This is a genomic window from Brevibacillus sp. 7WMA2, assembly GCF_010748895.1.
Lineage (GTDB): Bacteria > Bacillota > Bacilli > Brevibacillales > Brevibacillaceae > Brevibacillus_B > Brevibacillus_B halotolerans.
Map to the genome: position 1 here is coordinate 1,064,194 of NZ_CP048799.1, position 16,199 is coordinate 1,080,392.

Genomic DNA, 16,199 nt, shown 5'->3' on the forward strand with positions numbered 1-16,199 from the left:
TTGAATTTTAATATTGCTGAGACTACATATAGGAAACAACATACAGTAAACCAGATACCAGTACTTGAAAACATATAGTAGATGCTTAATGGTAGCGACCAGACGAATGAAATAATGATTACTGGTGGAGAAACGAATGACGATACTAATCCAAAAATAGCAGGAAATAGTATAAAGAACAAAAATACCAAGAATAGCCCTTTAATTGTTTCATCACGAATTATTGCTACATACCATAAATAAATGCTCATTACTGAAGCAATAAAACCACATAAAAAAACCGAAAAATAAATAAGGATTTCTTTTCATATTACTCACCTCTTATACAGTTCTAAGTATATGTTTACCAAGCAGATGTACGTATAATCTAAATTTGGAAAATATTGATATTTATTAATTTAGATTATATAATCGAATCGATTCTGTCCATATATAAATAGTTTGAAAAGGAGGGTGTTTTAACAAAAACAACTCAAAGATTACCTATAAGTTTATGCTAATTATTATAATGATGATTTTGGTCTTAAGAACTGGAGAACGCATGTAAATCAAGAACTTAAGATGATAGCCTTGCCTTTTAGTGACGGTGATGGAGGATTTGATTATTCATGGGATTATGATGCTAGTGGAGATTCTAGTGCATTGGTAAGCTTCACTTTAACACTAGCATGGCTTGATATCTAAAATTATTTCCAATGAATTATTCATTATTTTCAATATAGTTAATTTTATCTATTGCCATTCCTATTATAAATGAGTTACATAAATACCCCTACCATTACTTTAATTAACGGCAGGGGTATTTGTATCCTTGTTTCTATAGGTACCATGTTCTATGTAAAAAAGGTACAGAATAACAGGAAGTAAAATTGACAATTGTCGTATTAAGTAATTATGAGGATTTTGAAACTTACAAGTATGCTTATAAAATGGCAGAAATCCTTCTAGGAAAAAGCTTGAAAGAGTAAAGGGTAAAGAATAGATAGCATTGAATGAATTTGCTTTTTTCAGCGGTTGATTGTGTTGTTTGTCTTGTACACTTTATTCGCTAGAGTAAACAAATGAGATGGAGGTATAAAACAATGGATTTTTTGAAATTGGCTGCTGAAGCGGCGATCGAAGGCATGGATAATCAAGCGGGAGGGCCGTTTGGGGCAACCATTGTTAGAGGAGATGAAGTTATTGCCGCTGTAGCCAACACAATGATGCGGGATACGGATCCTACTGCACATGCGGAAATGGTAGCAATCAGAGAAGCTTGCAAAAAATTAAGCACAATGGACTTGTCTGATTGCGTAATTTATGCAACATGCGAACCATGCCCGATGTGTGTAGGGGCAATCATTTGGTCTGGCATAAAAAAAGTGTACTATTGCAACACCGCAAAAGACGCGGATAAGCACGGTTTTTCCGATATACATCTTCGTAAATATTTGACAGGAGAGGATAAGAGCATTCTGAACATGGTCAAGGTCGAGAAAAGAGAAGATTGCGATTATTTATTTGAGCATTTCCACAACCTGAACAAAAAATAGTTCATGTGGAGAAACAGATCCGGACCGTCCCTCTATTGTCAAACCCCAAGAAGCTGAACCTTTGTAAAATGGAAGCGACGAGCAGGAGAATGAGCTTTATATGCTGCTGGACCGCCTTGTGACCATCCCATAATGCAAGGAGGAGTATGTGTTGACAGTGTCTAAGGAGGCATCCGCTGGCTAACCGGACCTGCATTGATCTGGATGAACTGAGAGACCTTCCCATAGTCCCGTATCCCGAAGGTTTTCTGGGGCGTGATATCGTTGAAGAGATTGTCTGTCAATGTGGATGTAAGCTCCATTCCGTTCTTGAAACCAGCTCAGTTACCTCTTCGATTATGAATCTGATGAAAGCCAATATTGGTGCAACCGTACAGCCACATCCGTTAATACGGCAAATTTGTGAACCGGTTTTACACACGATACGCATCAAGGATGGCGCGCTCAGCCGCAGCTTGTCAATTATTTACCACTCCGACCGTTATCTGAGCCGAGCAGCCAAAGCATTTATTGAACAAATACAAGAGTATTTTCAAAGCTAGTCCAGGAGTTATAGTCAAAAAACGATGGTATGTTCTATTCCCCTATTCGAACGAGGTGAGCTATGTCCATTAGAGTCAAACTATTGCTGTCTTATACAGGTATGCTTATCATTAGCCTTTCGGTCTTTTTCTTGACTGCCAGTCTGGTCACGATCGCAGCGACAGGTGACATTAACAGTATTCGGGATCTCTATAAAGTCCATTACCAGCTTAATCCGCTGACTGAACAAGAGGAATCGATCTTTCTCGAATTAAAATATCTCGCCAAAAACGAACCAGATCATTTGCAAAATGAAGAGCTTTTGCTGGACTACGATTTCAAGCTTAAAACCGTGAGGGCAGGTCTCTTTGTCCGCCGGGAAAACCATCAAGTATTTGCGTCGCGTACCTTTAACCAGCCTGCATTGGAGGAGAATCTCCCTACCTATGATCTGGACAACAATCAGATTCGCAATACCTTTAACATTGGCGAAAGATTTTATGCCTACGCTAAATACGACTTCCGCTTCTCGGATGGCGCCAAAGGCGGCGTCTTCGTTATACGCGAGCGAAGCCCTTTTGGTGAAGTGATACGCAGGCTGTTACCCATCCTCATTCTGATTCTCATCGGCGTCGTCGTGGTTGCGAATATGTTGTTATACCGCTGGATTACCAGAAGCGTCGTCAAACCCCTTGATTTACTTCGGACCTCAGCTGATCACATCAAAGAGGGTAATCTCCAATTTTCACTTGATCTGCGCTCAAAGGACGAAATCGGTCAATTGAACGCGGCGTTTGAAAATATGCGAAAGAGACTGCTTGAATCGGTTCAGCTTCGATTGAAAGACGAGGAGAATCGGAAAGAATTAATCTCCAACATCTCCCATGATTTGCGTACGCCTATTACTAATATAAAAGGCTATATCGAAGGAATTCGAGATGGGGTCGCAGATACTCCTGAGAAAATGAACAAGTACGTGAACATCATTTATTCCAAAGCCGTTGATCTGGATAAACTCGTAGACGAACTATTTCTATACTCCAAGCTTGATTTAAAGCAAGTATCGTTCTTCTTTGAGCATGTAGATATTGTTGGTTTTTTGGATGAGTGTATTGATGAACTGTATTATGAATTGGAGGAAAAAGGAATCCTGCTTGAGTGGGGGAATCGTCCAGATCATAGCATTCAAGTAATTGCCGATGTAGAGAAATTAAAACGTATAGTACTTAATATTATTAGCAATGCTCAGAATTTTATGGACAAAGAACAAAAAATGATTCGCGTCTCCGTACAAGTTACCTCAGTATGGGTCACCATTGAAATACGGGATAACGGGAAGGGCATCCCACTTGAAGCCATACCCCATGTTTTCGAACGATTTTATCGTGCAGAGCAATCCCGCAATTCTTCAACAGGCGGAAGCGGACTGGGACTTGCCATTGCGAATCAAATCATAGAAGGACACGGAGGCTCCATCTGGGTAAGCAGCGAGCTAGGCATCGGCACGAGCCTGTTCTTTACCCTGAAACGAATAACGAACGAAGGAGGTATACCTAACCTATGACGACACGAATCCTCATCATTGAAGATGAAACTACGATCGCTGAGCTGCAGCGGGATTATTTTGAACTAAATGGATTTCTCGTTGATTTATGTTATTCAGGCAATGAGGGTTTACTGCTTGCACTTCAGGGGAATTACAATCTTATTATTGTGGACTTGCAGCTTCCTGTGATGAACGGCTTTGAATTATGCAATCAAATCAGACAAAGCAAGGAAGTGCCGATTCTGATTGTCTCTGCGAAAAAAGAAGAGATTGATAAAATTCGGGCCTTTAATCTTGGCGCCGACGATTACATTACCAAACCATTCAGCCCTAGTGAGCTAGTGGCGAGAGCCAGGGCTCATCTAGCGAGATATGAACGGCTATTGGGCAAACAGGAGAATGATCATAAGTCCAAAATTCATATTCGCGGCCTGGTCATTGATAAAGCTGCCCACAGAGTCTACGTACGAAATCAAGAAGTAATATTTACAACCCGTGAATTTAACCTGCTTGAGTTTTTTGCAAGCCATCCCAATCGTGTCTTTAGCAAAAATGAGTTATTTGAACGAATATGGGGCATGGATTCCAGTGGGGATATTGCAACCGTTACCGTACATGTTCGCAAGTTGAGGGAAAAGATAGAAGTCGATCCTTCCAACCCGCAGTATATCGAAACGGTCTGGGGTGCCGGATACCGATTTTCCGTGTGATCGTTTTTATAATTTGTTAAGAAAGATTTTAGAATCGGTTTATCCCGAGTTTCTTCGGGGTTTATATCCCTCCTTTATTATACAGTTATGACAAACTACTCACTATGCCTATTATTTGAAGGAGGAGTTACCGATGAATGAATATTCTAATAAACTGGCTGTCTTGATGCTGGCAGCTGCCTTGGGAACGGCATCCGTTCCATTTACGGCTCTGCATGTAGAAGCTGCATCAACGAGTCTCTCATCACAGGAAATTCAACAAGCAGTCAATAATCTCGCTGAGCTTCGCGTGATGCATGGCTACGAAAAAGGCTCCATACGGATTGAGAACCAGATCACTCGCGCCGAACTGGCGAAAATGGTCGTCCTCACGTTTGGTCTCCAAGGGAAAGGGGGCAATTTACCTAGCTTCACAGATGTAAATCAGGATGATTTGTACTACAAGTATGCCGCTGAACTGGTAGCACAAGAAATCATGCAGGCGGAAGAAGGACGCTTTAATCCACATGGAACTGTGACACATGCGGAGTTAGTACAAATCGTGTCCAAAGCGTTGAAACGTGATATGAAATCCGTGAATTACTGGATGGAGCGTTTTTATCGAGCCGATAACAATGCCACTCACGGCGAGACAGCGTACTTGCTGAATATCGCTCGTCAGGCGATTCCTTCGGCAAATGCGAAAATTACGAGCGTTCGTCCGTTGAATACCATTACCTTGATTGTGACTTTTGACGCTCCTTTGACAGCCGAGAATGAAGTCTTTGCCAAGACAAAAGAAGACTTTGTATTTAACGAAGGACTGAGCTTGAATAATATGCCGCGGTTAAAAACGGGTTCGATTGCTACGTATATTGTACCAACAACCGTACAAAAACCAGGCACAACGTATACCCTGACCTACAGAGGCAAAAAAGTGAGTACATTTACAGGAAACGCCACGAAACTTGACATGACGGAAGCTAGACAGGTTTCGAACGATACTTTCGAATTGGAAGCTCTCAAGGCTAATGGAGTTGTAGACTACGGATATGTTATCAGCGCATACAGCGGTGGCCGCGGAGCGAATGCATTCGTCCTGGATGAGGACAACAGAGCGGATGGAAGAACCTATCAGATCATCTCCTCCGGTCAAGGTAGAGAAGTCATGATTACATCGGAAGGCGGTCAACCGATCGTAGCTAAATACGTCCCGTTCACCCAATCAACGGATGGTAAGCAAGAACCAAAATTCCGTTTGCCGGAAGGTCAGGTGCTGACACCCGGAGTTAAGTATACCGTTACCTCGAATTGGACGGAAATCGCCAATCCGACATTCGTAGCCGAGAATATCCCACCGCTAAATATTGTCAAAGCGGAGGCAATCAGTGAAACATCTATAGCCGTTACTTTGGCGGAGGACCCGGGAGATGAGCTATTCTCCGGCCGCAGTGTGGAATTGACCGATGGAGAGGGTAATAAACTGACCGGTACTTATAAATATTCCAGTCGCAAGGGTGCAGTGGGCGTGTTCGATCTTGTGCAGGACAGCAAACTGACTAAAGGAGTAGCTTATACCGTTACACCCGTTGGCGACTGGGCCGGCCAGTCCAAGGTTGAGCTGACGGTCAAATAACAAATCTGTAGATGAAGCTTTAGAAATCAAAGGAAAGGTGTGGGTTCGCTGTGCTACGCGGAATTAGTCTTTTGATCTTGGCTATCACTCTTTCGGGGAGCGAGATAAATATGGACTCTTTGTTATCAAGCGGAAAGCGGCAAACAACCCAAGTGGTGAACGAAGAAATGGACAAGTTGAATCGCGCTCTGTTAAAAGCTGCAAATCAGGGAGACAAAGAAGCCATTTCGAAACTTCTGACGGATGGCGCTGATATTGACGCTACGGATGAAAGAGGCCGAACCTCTGTTATGATTGCCGTACACACGAACCAATTAGAGCTGTTTACGTTTCTAATCGAGAAGGGGGCCGATATTAACATCAGGGACAATCAACTTGACAATCCTTTACTCTATGCAGGAGCGGAAGGTAAGTTGGATTTTTTGAAAGCAGCCATTGTATCAGGTGCTGACACGACGATTACCAACCGTTATGGAGGTACCGCCCTTATTCCAGCGGCTGATCGCGGGCATGTTGAGATTGTTCGAGAGCTGCTCACGAACTCCGATGTAGATGTGAATCACGTCAACAATCTGGGCTGGACCGCTCTGCTGGAAGCCATTATTCTTGGAGATGGCGGCAAAAATCATCAGGAGATCGTAAATCTGCTGATTGAGCACGGAGCCGATGTGAATCTGGCTGACAGAAGTGGAGTAACACCTTTGCAGCATGCCAAAAAACACGGCTATCAGGAAATGGTTGACGTTTTGACGAGCGCTGGTGGAAAATAATCACTCAAAAAGGATAGAGCCCTGATGATTTCAGTATGGTTCTATCCTTTTTTGCTAGCATCGCCGATCTTGAATCGAAACGTGAATCTTGTTTGAAGTGATGCTTGATGAAAATTAATGTCTAATAATCTTTTTTTGTTTTCTTTGGAGATATCATTGTGTAGGGCATAGCCCAATGAGTAAGTGGGGGATAAATGTCGGTAGGCGTTAGCTTACTCCGTTGGTATAAATAGGTTAGTAATACTAAAAAGCTGAGATGAGAACAGTTATTGTAAACAAGGCGTATAAGTTTCGTATCTATCCGAATAAAGAACAAGAAATTTTTATCGCTAAAACAATCGGTTGTTCTCGCTTTGTTTTCAATCATTTTTTTGCGCAATGAAACAGCAGTAGAGCTATTCTTTCCATTGAGTGATCATCCGGGGATTGCGGCAAGTGCTGATGAAACTAGAACAGCAGCTTCATCATTAGTCTCGGAATTATTGATTAATAACGGTGTTCACAATTTATTCCTGTTGTTTTGGGAAGAACTTATTGTGATTTTACCATTTATTGCTGTAATGCAATTTTTCTATCAAAAAGCAAAATTTAGTCGTAAGAAGGCCATGCTCGTTGCCTTGCTATTATCATCTATTTTATTTGGATTATTCCATCTCCCAACGTATGAATGGAATTTAGTTCAAGCAATTGTTGTTATTGGGATAGGACGTATTTTTGATACTCTTGCGTATATTGTAACTCGAAATTTGTGGGTATCGTTTATTGTCCACTTCTTGTACGATATGATTATATTCTTAATGGTATTTTTGTCTGTATACTATGTAAAATAAACGTTTAATAAGGTAAAAAGAAGAAATTAAATACCTTGATGGAACCCGCTGAGTTACGGTTTTCGTCACCACTTGACTTGGGATCAGGAGTTGGCAAGAGCTTAAGTCAGAAATATGATAAAATGAAGGGATTGTTTTTCATGAAGGTGAGTAGTAAAGAATCTCTGAATAGTTTTTTTATGAAGAAAGTGAGACAAGCCCATATACCCGTTATTTTCTGTTCAACATTCTTTCTTGGATTACATTTCAAAAAATTGGGGTTATTGAAAAATACAAAAAGCATTTTAACGAACAAATAGAAACTGGGAGAATTATCAGGTAGTAGAATGCCACAGTAATTCATATCTGAGGATATCTTTTGAAAAAATAAAACACTCTCATTTCCGTAGTGAACTGACTTCATAAAAAACGACCCTACGTAAGGATGATCTGCATTGAAAATTTTATTAGTCGAAGATGATAAGACGATCGCGTCGGGACTGGAATATTCGCTGCAGCAGGATGGTTATTCAACCGTTCTCTGCCATGATTTCGCTTCAGCCAAAAAGGTGCTCGCCGAAGACATCGATCAGTTCGCTTTATGCCTGTTCGATTTACAACTTCCGGATGGAAGCGGTTATGAATTGTGCAAGATGGTGAAAGAGAGACGAGACATTCCGGTGATCTTCTTAACGGTGATCGACGATGAGGTTAACGTCGTGATGGGGCTCGACATGGGAGCCGACGATTACATTACCAAACCTTTTCGAGTTCGTGAGCTTCTCTCCCGGATCAAGTCCGTCTTGCGGAGATACCAGAAGCCGTCCCATGCCAGAGCGATCATCGACATCGACAATGTTCGAATCAATACGCTGGAAGGCAAAGTGCATAAAAACGGCGCCGAAATTCCGCTGACCGCCTTAGAATATCGCTTATTGCTGATCTTCGGCAACCACGTTGGACAGGTCCTCACAAGGAATCAGCTCTTAGAGCAAATCTGGGACGTGGCCGGCGAATTCGTGAACGACAATACATTAACGGTGTATATCAAAAGGCTGAGGGAAAAGTTGGAGGATGATCCAGGACATCCGACTTTGATCAAAACGGTACGCGGTTTAGGCTATAAGGTTGGTGATTAGATGCTGCGGAATCGGGAATTTCAAATGTTATTGCTCGTCATGGGCTCGATCAGCATAACGGCGACCGCCGTTTCTGCTTTCTTTTCGTCCGTCGCAGCGATATTCGTTTTCATTGTATCCATGCTGCTTATTGGTACGAGCTTGTTATTCACGAGATGGAGATATCGCGAGCTAGCGAAGCTGTCCGACTATTTGAGGGAAATAAGCAACGGTAATGATTCCCTCGACGTTCGCGATAACCAAGAAGGCGAGCTAAGTATTTTAAAGAATGATATTTACAAAGTGACGCTCATGCTATCGGAACACCGGTCGCTATTGCAGCGCGACAAAATTCAACTGACGGATGCCATATCTGATATTTCGCATCAGCTCAAAACACCGCTCACCTCCATGACGGTGATGGCGGATTTGTTAAGTGCCCCTGACCTGCCTCCGGCTAAAAGAACGGAATTCACCCATCATATTCGCATCCAGCTTGAACGCATCGACTGGCTTGTTTCTTCTTTATTAAAGCTATCGAAAATGGACGCGAAGACCATCCAATTCAAAAAAGATCGAATCCCCATGAAAAGCCTGATCCAAAAGGCATTAGAGCCGGTTATGATTCCGATGGATATTAAGGGACAGACGTTTTCCATCGCGGGCGATGACAACGTCTCTTTTGTCGGAGATTTCAATTGGACTGCTGAGGCGGTCATCAATATTTTGAAGAACGGCGTGGAGCATACGCCTGAAGGCGGAGCGATCGACATCGCATTTTCCGAAAACGCGCTATTTACGGAAATCGTCATTGCTGACAACGGAAAAGGCATTCCGAAAGTAGATTTGCCTTATATTTTCAAACGTTTTTACAAAGGAAAGAACGCTAGCGAAGGGAGCATTGGTATAGGGCTTGCGATGGCTCACAGCATCATTGCCAGCCAGAACGGCGTGATCGATGTGACGAGCGACAGTGAGAATGGTACGCAGTTTCGGATTAAATTTTATAAGCACGTGATTTAACGGCACTCCGTAAGTGACTGAATTGTCACCTCCATTGTCACTGGAAAGTCATTTTAGACAGATAAAATGATATTCAACAGATGAACGATGGAGGTAAGACAATGCATTTGAAGCAACAGCGTAAGATTATTTTTGCAATTACTATATTATATACCCTTTTGATTCTTTATTTTTTGTTTTTCGCTTTCGGCAGAGTAGGTAAGGTAGATCAAATCACCGAGTACACCTTTATTTTTTTACCGGACAGTTTTTTTAGGCTGCCAGGTCTATACGATCTTCTACATCCTACGCTGATGGATTTAATAGATTTCGGGAACATCGCAGCCTTCATCCCTTTTGGCATATTGATTCCGTTGTTATATCGAACCAACTTTGTACGCTTGATGACTTTGTTCATCCTGTCCATTCTCGTGCTGGAGACTATTCAGGCACTAACATTCCTCGGCAGCTTTGACATTAACGACGTCATACCGAACTCATTGGGTGCGGCAGTCGGATTCGGGGCGTACAAACTTGGCTTTCGTACAAAAAACAACTGGAGAAATATTGCCACTACGGGTATTTCCAGTGTTGTCTTGATGCTTGGGGTGTGGGGGGTCTTCGGGATGCTTGACCAAGTGTTCACCAAAGAAATGGGCCCCTTTGTGGCGATAAACGAATTGAAGGATAGTACCGGGAATCCATCAACGGGAACCAAACAGTCCAGTCTTAAGATTGGCGGTCAAGACGTGGAACCCAAATATAATGTGTATAGCATCGAAGGTAAAAACAAGGAAACGTACACGTATACGTTAGGCAATAAGAAGGAGTTGTATCTTTTCTTGAATTATGGAATTCCCGATCAAAAGGATTTCCAGGGCAGCATCAAGCTTACCGTTGATGGACATGAGTTCCTGGCCGTATCTGCAGAAGATCAACGCCATGAACCGGATACGAGCTTAATTTTTCTCCCACAAGCAAATGAGCTTACGATAACCATTGAGGGGAATGAAACCCTATGGGATGTTGGATTTAAAGAGATGGTATATACCTGGAATTGAGCATTTAGGGAAGGAGGTATGGACATGGAAATTTTAAAAATCGAGCATCTGTCTAAAGAATACGGCACAGGCGAATCGGCGGTGAAGGCGCTTGACGATGTTTCTTTTTCGATCCAAAAGGGCGAATTCGTGGCGATTATCGGCCCGTCCGGCTCGGGGAAATCGACGCTACTTCATATGCTGGGCGGTGTGGATCGGCCGACTGGCGGTAAAGTTTATGTTCAGGATACGGACATGTATGCCTTGAACGAGACGCAGCTGGCCATCTTCAGACGCAGGCAAATCGGCCTGATCTACCAGTTTTTCAATCTGATTCCCGTCCTGACGGTAGAAGAGAATATTACGTTGCCGCTCTTGCTAGATAAACAAAAGGTAGATCAAAAGCAGTTGAATGGTCTTGTGAATACGTTGAATTTGCAGCATCGATTAAACCACCTGCCGAATCAGCTATCCGGCGGACAGCAGCAACGGGTCTCGATCGGCAGAGCACTCATCGGCAATCCTGCCATTATGCTGGCTGACGAACCGACCGGGAATCTGGACAGCAAGAATAGCAGCGAGATCATCGACTTATTAAAAATGCTGAATAAGACCTATCATCAGACGCTGATCGTTATCACGCACGACGAACGGATCGCCTTGCAAGCCGACAGGATCATTTCGATTGAAGACGGGAGGATTGCTAAAGACGAGGTGATCCGACGATGAATATTGTCAATACATTAACCATCCGGCATCTGAAGCAGAACAAGAGACGAACGCTCGTAACCATCATCGGCGTCATCATTTCGGTTGCCATGGTGACCGCTGTCGCTACGCTTGTTTTTTCTTTTTCGGATTTAATGATCAGGCAAGCCATCGCGGATACAGGGGAGTGGCATGTCCAATATCAAGCTGTAACCAAGGAACAGCTTGCGGCGATACAGGGCGATGACGCAACCAAAACTGTTGCGATCTCAAGAGACCTTGGCTATGCCCCATTAGAAGGGGGGCAAAATCCCAATAAACCGTATTTGTTCATCAAGGAATATGATGCGCAGGGTTTCGCGCAATTTCCGATTGACCTAAGCAAGGGGCGTCTTCCGCATACGGACAAGGAAGTCGTTATCTCCGAGCCCATTGCAACGAACGCCAAAGTGAAGTACGAAATCGGCGATCGTCTAACTCTTCGTGTCGGCGAACGATTCGAACAAGGGGGCGATCATCCCTTGGATCAGACCGAACCGCTGCGTAGGGAAGACGGCACATTGACCGAGACGTTGCAGCATATCAAGACAAGGGATTATACGGTGGTTGGCTTCATCAAGCGTCCCGTATCGGAAACGGCTTGGGCCCCGGGCTATACGATCATTAGCTATGTCGATGACAATATCATCGGGGCAAACGATCGAGTCGATGCGGCGGTGGTCTTGCAGAAAGTCAATCCGTCCTTGTTCGCTCATGCAGAGGATTTGGCTAAGCAAAACCAAATTGAAACGGTCCAATATAATAACGGATTGCTACGTTATTACGGCTTGTCCAAAAGCGAAGCCTCGTACAGCATGATGTTCTCCTTATCGGCCATTATTATGGGGGTTATTATGATTGGCTCGGTTTCGCTCATCTATAACGCTTTTGCGATATCCGTCTCGGAACGTTCCCGCCATTTAGGGATGCTCGCGAGCGTGGGGGCTACGAAAAGGCAGAAGCGAAATTCAGTGCTTTTTGAAGGTATCGTCATTGGCTTGATCAGCATTCCCATTGGCATCCTATGCGGTATTGCTGGGATCGGGATCACTTTTTGGTTCATGAACGCGATGATTGAAGGGGCATTATGGACCAGTGAAAAGCTGAGGCTCATCGTCACGCCGTTATCGCTCTTGATTGCTTGTCTTGTTTCGATGCTGACGATTTTCGTTTCGACGTATCTCCCGGCGATCAAAGCATCCAAGGTATCTGCTATGGACGCGATTCGCCAAACTACCGATGTAAAGCTTACGGCCAAAGCAGTGAAAACGTCGAAGTTCATTCGCAAGTTCTTCGGGATCGAAGCGGAAATCGGGCTGAAAAACTTAAAAAGGAACAAACGGAGATATCATGCCATCGTATTTTCGCTTGTCATCAGCATCGTTTTGTTTTTGACGGTATCGTTTTTTACGGTCGGCATGACACAATCCCTGGAACTGTCACGGGAAGGCGTCAATTACGATATTGAAGTGTCGTACAGCAATGGAAAAAGAATAGATGAAGGGTTGATGCGATCGATTGTATCCCTGGATTGCGTCACTGAATACAACGTGATTCAAGAGTTATATGGGAACGCTTGGGTCGATGCAGCGATTATCGCCGATGAATTGCAAGACAAGGTTAAGAAGGATAAGAGTATGCTGCAAGACGGGAAATACCCTTACGATATTAAAATTCATGCATTGAACGATTCGAGTCTGCAAGCCTATGCCAAAGAGGTTGGCGCAGATTACGAACAGCTTACGGATCCGGATCATCCCGCCGCGATCGTGATGGATACGATTCATTACAAAGATATGGGCACGGGGAAATATGTTCAGACGAAGGCCATGTATACGAATGTCGGTCAAAGTATCGAGCTAACGAACTTCTATAAAGAGAATGGGGAAGAAACGAAGGCAAACAAAGTGATCGTTGCCGCATTGACGGATCAAGCCCCTATGGGGATGAACCCGACAGGCGTAGGCGGGTTAAATATGATCGTGTCGGAACGCGTCATGAATCGACTGGAAGACGACGAGGATCTAGTTAACGTTTCGACGTACCTCCACTTGAAAAGTACGGAACCGATGAGAACGCAGCAGGAAATTGAAGAGATGCATGAGACCAATCTGAATGTCTACAATGTATATCAATCCAGAAAAAGCGAAGAACAACAGATTCTATTGATGTCCGTCTTTTCTTACGGTTTTATAGTATTAATCTCTGCGATTTCCATTGCGAACATTTTTAATACGATCTCGACGGGGGTGTCTCTTCGCAAACGAGAATTTGCAATGCTGAAATCCGTAGGCCTGACGCCAAAAGGCTTTGCGAAAATGATGAACTATGAAAGTATTTTTTATGGGGTCAAATCGCTGTTGTTCGGGCTTCCCATTAGTTTCGTCGTGATGTATCTGACCTATAGAGCATTTTCGAACAAATTCAGCTACGGGTTCACCCTCCCTTGGATGAGCATTCTGTCTGTCATTGTCGCCGTATTTGTCATTGTCAGTTCCGCGATTGTTTATTCCGGCGCGAAAGTAAAAAAGGAAAATATTATTGATGCATTAAAGCAAGAGAATATATGATAGCCATCGGCCCTGACTTGGTTGAAGTCAGGGCTGGTTGTGCCAGCCCCTCTTTCATTCTTTTTCTCCAACTCCGCCTTTAATCTTGCATTCTCTTCCAACAGCTTTTGAACGTCCGAGACATCCTTGCCGGAAACCCAGCCATACAAATTGTCTCTTGCTGCATACGTGACAACATAAGTAAATCTAGGCTTGCCCGCTTCTCCGGCATACTCATATTCCCAATGCGTATAGCTCTTGGATTCATCAGGAAGCGTTAAACCATAGAATCCTCCGAGAATCAGGATATATACATCGGACTTGTCGATCCATCTCTTCCTAATTTTCATTGGACTTCCCTTGAAAAATTGCTCGATTCCAGCAGGAATATGACCGGCTTGAAGTACGGCTTCAACGGAGGTATGTTTATCAGAATCATATGAATTTCTTTATAAAAAACACTCCTTTCATATGCCTCTCACTTATAGTGGAGTTTGGTAGAAACATTTCCATAAAAAACTGATCAAGCAATGAAAACTAAAGCCTTTTAAAAAATAATTTTCATATATTACGATTCCTCCTTACTACAATGGATAGGGTATGTTGTGTATTCTGGCAACAGCGGGATGTTTGCTTTCTCCAGTATCTAGATGAAGATCTTTATTTTTGAGTGGTTAACTTAGTTAACTAGGTTAACCTGATATTTAATATTAAATGATGAAGTTAACTTGCTTAGAGTACCGGAAGTTGCCGGGTTCAAGGAAATTTTCCCAATTAAATTGGCTTGAGTAACGAAGAATTGCATGAATTATGGCACAATATGAAAGTAGAATAAACGTGGAAGCTTCAGTTAATAAAGTAGTCTTACACAATTTAAGAAGAAAAAGGAACGGTATATCTGGTTGGGTAGATAATGATTATCGTAATAATATCATCATTCGTTTACTTGGAATGTATAAGTTAATTTGCCTTCCTTCAAAGTCTTGGTATAAAAAGAAAAAAGATATAGTAATTAAATTGAAATATAACACAGAAAATTACTCATTGTAGATTATTTTTTTTAACTGAAGATGAACCACAAAGAATCATTACAAATTTTCAAGCGGGTAGATAAGGTAGATAAGGGTATGCAGTGTTCCTTCCACTATAGTAGAATAAATCTTTGATAATACATAAATTCTACCAACATCTATAGGGGGAGCTATGTGGGAAATAAAAGAAATGTGGAAGAGGTTTAATGAGGGTAGGAGATTCAGCAGGCATAAAAAGTATTTTTGGATAGGATATCATTTTGAACGTAAAGCCGATAATATTCGTCAGTGCATAATATTCGAAATTCTATTTCTTTTGTTCCTTGCAATCTATTACACTTGGAACTATACAGCATATAATATTATGATTATACTTGCTAGTTGTATGCTGGTTTACTATGGAATCAAATTTTATAGATCGTGCTATCATATTATATTCTGTGTATCCTTATCAGTGATTATGGCTATTTTATGGACGGTATTTGGCTATACTAGACTATTTAAGAATTATGGGCTATTAACAAGTGTAATCTTTGGATTGATTGGGCTTTATTTCCATCTAATTGGATTGATAAGGCATGATCTTTACACAAATGAAGGGGTTAAGAATAAAAAAGAACGGAAAGAAAGAATAAACGAGGTAATCGATTTAATTGAAGATGCAATTCAAGACCTTCAAGAAGATATTGAGCGTTATGAAACGGTAGTTAAAAAACTTGAGCAATTAGAAGCTAATGAAAGGAAAGAAGTAGAGTCTAATTTTTTACAATCATTAGTTGAAAACTGCGGTATCGAAGACGCGAGGGATTTATTAGAAGATTTTAAGATAGACTTAGAAGATTATATGAATAAATTATCTAATTCCAAAAGAAAGTCCTTAGAAGAAAAATACAGTGTTCTTGATGATATTATTGATGCATTAGAAGTCTATGAAGATGATAGGATTCAAGAATATATTGATCGACTAGAATACTGCATTCAAGAATTAGAATATACAACTAATTGACCGTTATAAGCGGTCTTTTTTTGTATTTTTGATATTATAAAATTCAGAATTCATTGTATAAGTAGGAAGTAAGAATATATGAAACAACTTAATTTATTAAAAAAGATGGACAGGCTATCTAACATACGTCATCATTGAGTCAGATAGCTCAAGGAAAGAATTGTTTTGCTTCTTTAATAAAAAATCGCTGGGAGTTTGC

The 16,199-nt window shown here is 42.0% G+C and carries 13 protein-coding genes and 2 pseudogenes; 14 read left to right on the forward strand and 1 reads right to left on the reverse strand.

Annotated features, from left to right (window positions below; genetic code table 11):
* The first annotated feature begins 1,082 nt into the window (after positions 1-1,082).
* The 13 genes and pseudogenes from GOP56_RS04250 to GOP56_RS04310 all read left to right on the forward strand — a co-directional run bounded on the left by GOP56_RS04250 (position 1,083) and on the right by GOP56_RS04310 (position 13,984).
* A complete protein-coding gene (locus GOP56_RS04250) occupies positions 1,083-1,535 on the forward strand; it encodes a nucleoside deaminase (RefSeq protein WP_163244608.1) in 453 nt (150 codons plus the stop codon).
* Between the two features lie 224 nt (positions 1,536-1,759).
* Positions 1,760-2,077, forward strand: coding sequence for a LysR family transcriptional regulator substrate-binding protein (locus tag GOP56_RS04255; protein ID WP_254068694.1), 318 nt, complete (start codon positions 1,760-1,762; stop codon positions 2,075-2,077).
* 62 nt (positions 2,078-2,139) lie between these two features.
* Entirely contained in the window at positions 2,140-3,621 is a 1,482-nt protein-coding gene (locus GOP56_RS04260; protein WP_163244609.1) for a HAMP domain-containing sensor histidine kinase, read from the forward strand.
* Positions 3,618-4,313, forward strand: coding sequence for a response regulator transcription factor (locus tag GOP56_RS04265; RefSeq protein ID WP_163244610.1), 696 nt, complete (start codon positions 3,618-3,620; stop codon positions 4,311-4,313). Before GOP56_RS04260 ends, GOP56_RS04265 begins: the two co-directional genes overlap by 4 nt.
* Positions 4,314-4,446: 133 nt before the next feature.
* Positions 4,447-5,928: an S-layer homology domain-containing protein gene (locus GOP56_RS04270; protein WP_163244611.1), complete on the forward strand. Its 1,482-nt coding sequence runs from the start codon at positions 4,447-4,449 to the stop codon at positions 5,926-5,928.
* Positions 5,929-6,038: 110 nt separating this feature from the next.
* On the forward strand, positions 6,039-6,698 hold the full coding sequence (locus GOP56_RS04275; protein WP_174250657.1) for an ankyrin repeat domain-containing protein: 660 nt from the start codon (positions 6,039-6,041) through the stop codon (positions 6,696-6,698).
* Positions 6,699-6,954: 256 nt separating this feature from the next.
* A pseudogene (locus GOP56_RS04280) lies at positions 6,955-7,077 on the forward strand (helix-turn-helix domain-containing protein); the annotation flags it as partial.
* Positions 7,078-7,258: 181 nt separating this feature from the next.
* On the forward strand, positions 7,259-7,528 hold the full coding sequence (locus GOP56_RS23710) for a CPBP family intramembrane glutamic endopeptidase (protein WP_254068695.1): 270 nt from the start codon (positions 7,259-7,261) through the stop codon (positions 7,526-7,528).
* A gap of 434 nt (positions 7,529-7,962) precedes the next feature.
* Positions 7,963-8,646 (forward strand): response regulator transcription factor, encoded by a 684-nt coding sequence (locus GOP56_RS04290; RefSeq protein ID WP_003337491.1) that lies wholly within the window; start codon positions 7,963-7,965, stop codon positions 8,644-8,646.
* Entirely contained in the window at positions 8,647-9,648 is a 1,002-nt protein-coding gene (locus GOP56_RS04295) for a sensor histidine kinase (protein ID WP_163244612.1), read from the forward strand.
* Positions 9,649-9,749: 101 nt separating this feature from the next.
* Positions 9,750-10,688 (forward strand): VanZ family protein, encoded by a 939-nt coding sequence (locus tag GOP56_RS04300; RefSeq protein WP_163244613.1) that lies wholly within the window; start codon positions 9,750-9,752, stop codon positions 10,686-10,688.
* 24 nt (positions 10,689-10,712) lie between these two features.
* Positions 10,713-11,396 carry an ABC transporter ATP-binding protein gene (locus GOP56_RS04305; RefSeq protein WP_163244614.1) on the forward strand — a complete coding sequence of 228 codons (684 nt, stop codon included), beginning with the start codon at positions 10,713-10,715 and terminating at the stop codon, positions 11,394-11,396.
* Entirely contained in the window at positions 11,393-13,984 is a 2,592-nt protein-coding gene (locus GOP56_RS04310; RefSeq protein WP_163244615.1) for an ABC transporter permease, read from the forward strand. Before GOP56_RS04305 ends, GOP56_RS04310 begins: the two co-directional genes overlap by 4 nt.
* A 59-nt stretch (positions 13,985-14,043) precedes the next feature.
* Here GOP56_RS04310 and GOP56_RS04315 read toward each other — a convergent pair.
* A pseudogene (locus GOP56_RS04315) lies at positions 14,044-14,394 on the reverse strand (DUF4062 domain-containing protein); the annotation flags it as partial.
* Between the two features lie 772 nt (positions 14,395-15,166).
* Here GOP56_RS04315 and GOP56_RS04320 point away from each other — a divergent pair.
* Positions 15,167-16,000 (forward strand): hypothetical protein, encoded by an 834-nt coding sequence (locus GOP56_RS04320; protein WP_254068612.1) that lies wholly within the window; start codon positions 15,167-15,169, stop codon positions 15,998-16,000.
* Positions 16,001-16,199: the final 199 nt, after the last annotated feature.